Source organism: Neobacillus niacini (assembly GCF_023715415.1).
GTDB lineage: Bacteria > Bacillota > Bacilli > Bacillales > Cytobacillaceae > Neobacillus > Neobacillus niacini_C.
This window is the reverse complement of the sequence record NZ_JAMBOB010000003.1, coordinates 558,654-566,669: the sequence shown is the minus strand read 5'-3', so window position 1 is coordinate 566,669 and position 8,016 is coordinate 558,654. Positions and strand designations below refer to the sequence as shown.

At 35.6% G+C, this 8,016-nt stretch carries 5 protein-coding genes; 4 read left to right on the top strand and 1 reads right to left on the bottom strand.

All coding sequences use genetic code 11. The features are described 5' to 3' along the window. Positions 1-243 precede the first annotated feature (243 nt). Complete coding sequence (locus tag M3189_RS09260; protein ID WP_251633567.1) at positions 244-1,323, top strand: RES domain-containing protein; 1,080 nt, start codon at positions 244-246, stop codon at positions 1,321-1,323. Positions 1,324-1,384: 61 nt separating this feature from the next. On the opposite strand, the gene M3189_RS09255 is transcribed toward M3189_RS09260, so the two are convergent. Further along, entirely contained in the window at positions 1,385-1,978 is a 594-nt protein-coding gene (locus M3189_RS09255; protein ID WP_251633566.1) for a recombinase family protein, read from the bottom strand. A gap of 303 nt (positions 1,979-2,281) precedes the next feature. Here M3189_RS09255 and M3189_RS09250 point away from each other — a divergent pair, with 303 nt between their 5' ends. The 3 genes from M3189_RS09250 to M3189_RS09240 are packed head-to-tail and all read left to right on the top strand — an operon-like array spanning position 2,282 to position 7,984. Continuing rightward, positions 2,282-3,763, top strand: a complete 1,482-nt coding sequence (locus tag M3189_RS09250) for a type I restriction-modification system subunit M (RefSeq protein WP_251633565.1) — start codon at positions 2,282-2,284, stop codon at positions 3,761-3,763. Further along, positions 3,756-5,048, top strand: a complete 1,293-nt coding sequence (locus tag M3189_RS27125; protein ID WP_251633564.1) for a restriction endonuclease subunit S — start codon at positions 3,756-3,758, stop codon at positions 5,046-5,048. The genes M3189_RS09250 and M3189_RS27125 overlap by 8 nt, the downstream gene beginning before the upstream one ends. Then, positions 5,045-7,984: a type I restriction endonuclease subunit R gene (locus M3189_RS09240; protein ID WP_251633563.1), complete on the top strand. Its 2,940-nt coding sequence runs from the start codon at positions 5,045-5,047 to the stop codon at positions 7,982-7,984. Before M3189_RS27125 ends, M3189_RS09240 begins: the two co-directional genes overlap by 4 nt. The last annotated feature ends 32 nt before the right edge of the window (positions 7,985-8,016 follow it).

Sequence of the window (8,016 nt, the reverse complement as noted above, 5' to 3'; positions counted from 1 at the left end):
ATTAAAGGGGGATTTGTCCCCCTTTTTTAATGACTTTTGTGATTTTAATTATTTTTGTCATAAATATTCATGATTTTTTTAGTACTTTATAAAATTATAAATAATTGTTAGACAGACTCACGTACGGAACTGTGAGAGGCGCATGAGTTATTTCATGCGCCTACTCTATTTATTTTAATGAAAGTGGTACAATTTATTTAATTGTATATAAATTAAGGCATTTAATTAGAAAGGAAAATTTAAATGAATTGTTGCGAAAAATGTTTTAGTGACTTATATATTGTCACTAAGATTGTTGATAATGGTGAAATCGGAGAGTGTAATTATTGCGAAAACGAAGATGTATTTATTATTCCGGTTGATGCACTTACCGAGTACTTTGAAAGGCTGTTCAAACATTATGGAAGCACAGAGCCATATGAATACTTTCACCCAGAAATTCACCCAGATCCAAGTGAATTTGGCGATTCTCTTATTAATCTAATTAATGAAGATTGGAATATTTTTTCATTTGAAATTGAAGGAACTGGAACAGATGAAAATATGCTTTTTGACATACTAAATGCGGATAAAATGCGTGACCCGTTAGAATATATAGACCCACATAATTTGTATTCAAGGATAACTGAATCCTTTACATTTACTCACCCATTAGAAGGTTGGGAAGACATTTGGGAAAGATTTAAAGAAGAACTAAAGCACGCAAATAGATTTTTTCCTAGTACACAATTAACGGTTTTTAATAATAGCTTTGATGATGTTTTATATAATCGGACTACATATTTGGCAGAGGGGCTCACATTATATAGGGCAAGAATGGGTCAACAACCTATTGATAAAATGATGGCTCCACCTTCTGCCCTTGCAAAGGCTGGAAGATCTAATCCACATGGTATTAGTTACTTGTATTGTTCTATTGATGAACCAACATGTGTAGCGGAAATTAGACCATGGAAAGGTTCAAAAATAACAGTGGCACAAATTGAATTAAACAAAGGTTTAAGAGTTGTTAATCTACTAAAGGGGCGACTCTCACCTTTCTTATTCGATTCCCCATATAAAGTTTTAGAAGTAGACAAATTATTGACCTACTTTTCACAAGAATTGAGTACTCCTGTTGACCCGGATAAATCTGAAATAGAGTATTTACCGACACAATTTATTACTGAATTAATTAAATCAAAAGGATTTGATGGAATTATGTTTAAAAGTGCAATGGGTCCTCAATACAATATAGTAATCTTTGATGAAAAAAACGCAGAAGTTAAAGAAATTGAGACATTGGAAGTTAATAATATTATTTATGAATACGATAATGAATAAAAGCGAATTTAAAGAGCGTATATAAAAGAGCTTGGTGTTTCCCAAGCTCTTTCTTCCTATTTTAATTAGCCCCAAGTTTATTATTAATATCTAAAAATTTCTCTTTTACCTTAGCATAAATAGTAGAACGAGGAACGCCGGTCATCTTAAAAATATCATTCACGCTTAGTCCATTGGATTCTCTTTCGTTATATAGCTTTAAAGCCTTTTTAACGTCCTTTTCTGCCTTCCCAATACGCCCCATGTGTTTCCCTTGAGCTTTTGCCCTCTCACGCCCTTCTGTCGTTCTATCGGCTATGAGGTCACGCTCAAATTCTGCAATAGCACCAAGCATTGTGAACATTAGCTTTCCAGCCGGTGTTGAAAAATCAATCTGCTCTTTAATGAATACAAGAGATATTCTCCGGCTTTGCAGCTCTTTTGCGATTTTATGTAAATCAAATGTACTCCTAGCCAACCGGTCTAGCTTGTATACAACAAGTTTATCACCATCTCTTAAATAGTCCAAAGCCTTAGCAAGTTCCTCTCGGTCGGATTTAGCACCACTTTGCTTTTCCATAAAGATTCTTTCACAGCCATATTCTTTTAATTTGTCGATTTGTAAGTCTAATTCCTGGTCTTTAGTAGATACCCTAGCATAACCAATGATTGCCATAGTTGTCCGGCCTTTCTTGTTGTCTAAAAGTCTTATATCTTTTGCACACTCTATTCTAGACTAACTTCTAGACATTGGCAAAAGCAAAAACAACAGCATTTTTAGGTGATTTTTTGTTTGTACAAAACTTATAATTTCTAGAATCGGAAACACCATAAGTGACAGGGAGTTAAATACCTCCTTTTTGGAAAGCTAATTAGTAATAAAAATTAATATCAAAGTAGTCATTCCACCAGCTTTTTTTGATATAGTAAAGATGGACTAATTTACATATTACGGTAATAGAAAAAAAGGAGATTTAATATGGCACAATTAACGTTGCAGCAACTGGAATCCCATCTATGGGAATCAGCAAATATTCTAAGAGGTTCCATTGATTCATCTGACTACAAAAATTACATTTTTGGATTATTGTTTTTAAAGCGTTTAAATGATGTATTTGTAGAAACCGCTAAACGAATTGAGGAGGAAGAGGGTGACGATTACGGGTGGTACGACCATGATGAACACCAATTCTTCGTTCCAGAACGTGCAAGATGGACTCATATCCAGGCTCAAACACAAGACATTGGTGATACCATTAACAAAGCGTTCGAGGCTCTTGAAGAAGATAACGCCTCCTTGCAAGGAGTTCTAGTAACGATAGATTTTAATGATAAAGAGAAGCTACCAGACAGGTTGCTACTACAGCTCATAGGTCACTTTTCTGCAATCAATTTAACAAATGCAAATTTATCAGAACCAGATATGCTTGGTCGGGCGTATGAGTACCTAATTAAACAATTTGCTGATGATGCTGGTAAAAAAGGCGGCGAGTTCTACACTCCAAGCAAAGTTGTTGAATTGATTGTAAAGCTAATTAAGCCAAAAGAAGGAATGCGAGTATGTGACCCAACAGTTGGCTCTGGTGGTATGTTAATTCAATCGGTTGACTATATTAAATCGCAAGGCGGTAACCCACGTAATTTAACTTTGCATGGACAAGAACGTAACCTAAATACATGGGCAATCTGCAAAATGAACTTATTGCTACATGGGCTAAGTGATCACCGTATTGAAAAAGGAGATACCATTCGTGAACCTAAGTTACTGGAAGGTGGAGAACTAATTCTTTACGATCGTGTAATTGCGAATCCTCCGTTCAGTTTAAGTAACTGGGGAAGAGAAGAAGCTGAAAGTGATGAATATGGACGTTTCCAATTCGGTATACCTCCAAAAGATAAAGGTGATTTAGCCTTTGTTCAACACATGGTTGCAACACTAAATTATGAGGGTAGGGCTGGAGTAGTTATGCCCCATGGGATTCTGTTCAGAAGTGGAGCAGAGGGGGCTATACGAAAGGGTTTGATTGAAAAAGATGTTATTGAAGCAGTTATAGGCTTACCATCAAATCTATTTTACGGCACAGGTATACCAGCTTGTTTATTATTATTAAACCGAAATAAGGATAAAAATAAAAAAGGGAAAATATTTATTCTAAATGGTGCAGAAGATTTTTTAGAAGGAAAAAATCAGAATACGTTACGTAATGAGGATATTGATAAAATTGTTTCTCATTATGACAAATGGGAAAATGTTGAGAAATACTGTCGTTCAGTTTCAATAGAGGAGCTTAAAGATAATGACTACAACTTAAATATTGCCCGGTATATAGATACTTCGGAAGAGGAAGAGAAAATAAATGTAACTATGATATTGACTGAACTTGAGAAATTGGAAAACGAACGTAAGGATATTGAAAGTGAGATGTATGGTTTTTTGAAGGAGCTGGGGTATTGTGATTGAAACAAAGGATACAGAGTTTAAAGATTCGGAACTAGGTAAAATTCCGAAAGAATGGCAAGTTAAATCTTTAGAGGAATTAGGTGATGCCATAATTGGCTTGACATATAAACCCGAAGACCTGGTTGAAAATGCCGGAATACTTGTCTTACGTTCATCTAATATTAGAGGAAATAAATTATCATTTAAAGATAATAAGTATGTTGACCTTGATATTCCTAATAAGTTATTAACAAAAGAAAACGATATTTTAATTTGTTCTCGAAATGGTAGTAAAAATTTAATTGGTAAATGTGCATTTATAAATAAAGAAAATGAGGGATATTCATTCGGTGCATTTATGACCGTCTACAGAAGCAAATACAATCCGTTTTTGTTTCACCTTTTTAATTCACATCTTTTTAAAAAGCAAATATTTGCAAACCTAGGGGCTACTATTAATCAAATTACATCTGCAAGTTTAAGAAGTTTTAAGTTTGCAATTCCAACCAATAAAGAACAAAAGAAAATAACGTCTATTTTAAACTCGATTGATAAAGCAATCGAAAAAACTGAAGACATAATTGAACAAAGTACCAAAGTAAAAAAAGGGTTAATACAACAACTGCTTACAAAAGGAATTGGGCATACGAAGTTTAAACCAACGGAAATTGGTGAAATACCCGAAGAGTGGGGGTACGTAAGTTTAGAGGAAATTACTATAAAAATAACTGATGGTGCACATAAATCCCCACCAACATACGAGCACGGTCTACCAATTGCCACTGTTGAAAATATGAGAAATGATTTCTTGGATATTGAGTCATGTCGTACAATTTCAAAAGAGGATTTTGATGAGTTAGTTGGTAATTCATGTGCTCCGGTGAAAAATGATGTTTTATTATCCAAAGACGGTACAATAGGCAAGACACTAGTATTTAATCAAGAAAGTAAAATAGTTTTGCTATCATCAATTGCTATAATTAGACCAAATTTACACAAACTTTCTTCTGAATATTTAATGTATTATCTTCAATCAAATTTATTTTATTGGAATTTAGAAAAGTTCAGAAGTGGATCTGCAATAAAAAGGATTGTATTAAAGGATATTAAACGGTTAGCAATACCCCTACCTACGATTGAAGAACAAAGAAAAATTTCAATGTATATAGGTTCAATTGATAGGAAAATAAAAACAGAAACAGAAAAATTAGGTCAGCTCCAATCTACTAAAAAAGGCCTAATGCAAGACCTTCTGACTGGAAAAGTAAGAGTGAAAGTTGATGAAGAAGAGGCGATTACCCCATGACCACCAAAGGTGATTGGACCGAAAAGACGCTAGTTGAGAATCGATTTATTAATCAATTAAAAGAAATGGGCTATGAACACGTTCATGGTCCCTCTCTTGATATTGAACGTGAATCTCAGGGAGAAGTCATATTAAAAGAACGACTTATTAAAGCAATCCAAAAATTAAACCTCTGGGTTTCAGAGAACAATTTACATAAAATTGTTCGTACAATTACTCATATCCAAGCGACAAGTTTAATGGAAGCAAATCAATCATTCCATGAAACCCTCATCAACATGATTTCTATACAGCAAGACCTCGGTAAAGGCAAAAAAAATCAGACAGTTAAATTGATTGACTTTGAACGTCCGGAAAATAATGAGTTTTTGGTAGTGGATCAATTCACGATTTCAAATGCAAGAGGAACCATTCGCCCAGACATCATTATTTTTGTTAATGGTATTCCAATGGCAGTTATCGAATGTAAAAGTCCAACTCTGTCGCCAGATGAGCAAATTGGACAAGGAGTAAAACAACTTTTACGTTACCAAGACCAATGTGAGCAATTATTTTATTACAACCAAATACTCATTGCTACAAGTAATGACCGAGCAAAAGCTGGAACCATTGGAGCAAAAGTGCAGCATTATGGTGAATGGAAAGACCCATACCCAAGAACGGTTGCAGAAATTGGAGATAATCCTTCTACCCAAGATATTCTGGTCACCGGGATGTTTCCAAAAGAAAACATACTAGACCTTATTCAAAACTTCATTGTTTATGAGCCGGTAGAGGGACGAACAATCAAAAAGTTAGCACGTTATCAGCAATACAGAGCTGTTAATAAGGCGATTAATCGCATTTTACATGCAGAGGACCCTCGAAACCGTGGCGGTGTAGTTTGGCATACTCAAGGTAGCGGCAAGTCCTTAACAATGGTGTTTTTAGCCGTTAAACTACGTCGGATAAAGGAACTAAAGAATCCAACGATTGTCATTGTTACCGACCGTAAGGACTTAGATGAGCAGATAACAAACACTTTCCGTAGGTGCGGTTTCCCCAATCCTCAACAAGCTGCCTCAGTTGCTAAATTAAAGGAGTTGTTGCAACTAGGTTCTGGTACAACGGTAATGACGTTAGTACAGAAGTTCCAAGAAGATGCAGAAAAGAACGAATACCCTGAATTAACAAAGGAAGAAAATGTTTTTGTTATGGTAGATGAATCCCACCGAACACAGTACAGTGGATTAGCCATGAATATGCGTATCGCTATGCCTAATGCTTGTTATTTGGGGTTCACTGGAACGCCAATTGATAAGGAAGATAAAAGTACCATTCGGACATTTGGAACATACATAGATAAATACACAATTGAACAAGCAGTTGAAGATGGTGCAACGGTTCCTATTTTTTATGAGGCAAGAATGGTGGACCTACATGTTCAAGGTGATTCGCTAGACGAATTATTTGACCGAAAATTTCGTGACTATGGCGAAGAAGACCGTGAACGGATAAAAAAGAGATATGTAACAGAGGAAGCGATTATTTCTTCTCCAAAGCGAATTAGAAGAATCGTCCTAGATATGATTGAGCATTATGAAACACATATTAAACCCAATGGCTTTAAAGCCCAGGTTGTTGCTGTTACTAGGGATGCTGCTGTTACTTATAAAGAGATGTTTGATGAATTAAGTGATTATGAATCAAAAGTCATTATTTCCGGTGGGCATAATGATGAGGAACGAATGAGGAAACACCACTTGTCTAAGGATGAAGAAAAGAGAGTCATAGAACGCTATAAAAAGCCAATGAGTGATGATTCCCTTAGTTTTATCATTGTCTGCGATAAGCTGCTAACGGGCTTTGATGCCCCGATAGAACAGGTCATGTATCTAGATAAGCCATTAAAAGAGCATAACTTATTACAAGCCATTGCTAGAACTAATCGAACTTATGATAAAAAGACCTATGGATTAATCGTTGATTATTTCGGAGTTTCACGGTTCCTTGAAGAAGCACTAGGGGTCTTTGCTGAACAGGATATTAAAGGAGCATTACAAAGTGTTGATTCGGAAATCCCCCGACTGCAATCACGTCATAGGAGTGCAATGAGATTTTTTGATTATGTACGGAAAGATGATATTGAAGGTTGTATCCAAATTCTTGAACCCGTAGATGTCCGAAATGAATTTGATACATCTTTTAAAAAGTTCTCCGAAAGTATGGATATGATTTTACCTAGCCCAAAGGGTAAACCTTATTTAAATGACTTGAAATTTCTAGGTAAAATTCGGCAATTAGCAAAATCCCGTTATAGGGAAGACAGTATGGATATTTCAGATTGTGGTCAAAAGGTTAAAGAACTAATAGAAGAGTATTTATTTGCAACCAATATTGAAGTCCTACATGAGCCAGTAGACATTTTGTCCAACAAGTTTGAAAAACAGTTAGAGGATGCGACAACTCCAGAGGCAAAAGCTGCAGAGATGGAACATGCGATACGTCACGAAATCAAAGTAAAAATTGATGAAAACCCAGTCCTTTACACTTCTTTAAAGGAACGCCTGGAGGAACTGCTGCAAAGGCGTAAAGACCGTCAAATGACAATAGAAGAGCTTTTAGAGGAATATAGAGAAATGGTCCAAGAAATGCGTAATACGGCTCAAAAAAGCCAGGAACACGGCTTTACCAGAGAGCAGTATCCGTTCTTCCAAATGCTTGAACAGCAGTTGCCTGATGAGGAAGATAAAGAAGCTTTGAAGGAATTGACCCATATCATCACAGAGGACATTCAAGAACAGGCAGTAATAGAATGGACTGAAAAAGAGGATGTAAAAAGGGAAATGCGGAAGAAGATAAAGCGGCAGCTAAGAGCGAGTAAATGTCCAAAAGAAAAAATCGAGGGATTAACACAGCAATTGATGGATTTAGCTGAGGTTCATTATCGAAAATAATCTCTTGGACTGAGGGGAAGTTTCTAATGTTA

Bases quoted from the DNA above. Each gene is read 5' to 3' on its own strand.
- M3189_RS09260 (WP_251633567.1), top strand. From the start codon at position 244: ATGAATTGTTGCGAAAAATGTTTTAGTGACTTATATATTGTCACTAAG.
- M3189_RS09255 (WP_251633566.1), bottom strand. From the start codon at position 1,978: ATGGCAATCATTGGTTATGCTAGGGTATCTACTAAAGACCAGGAATTA.
- M3189_RS09250 (WP_251633565.1), top strand. From the start codon at position 2,282: ATGGCACAATTAACGTTGCAGCAACTGGAATCCCATCTATGGGAATCA.
- M3189_RS09240 (WP_251633563.1), top strand. From the start codon at position 5,045: ATGACCACCAAAGGTGATTGGACCGAAAAGACGCTAGTTGAGAATCGA.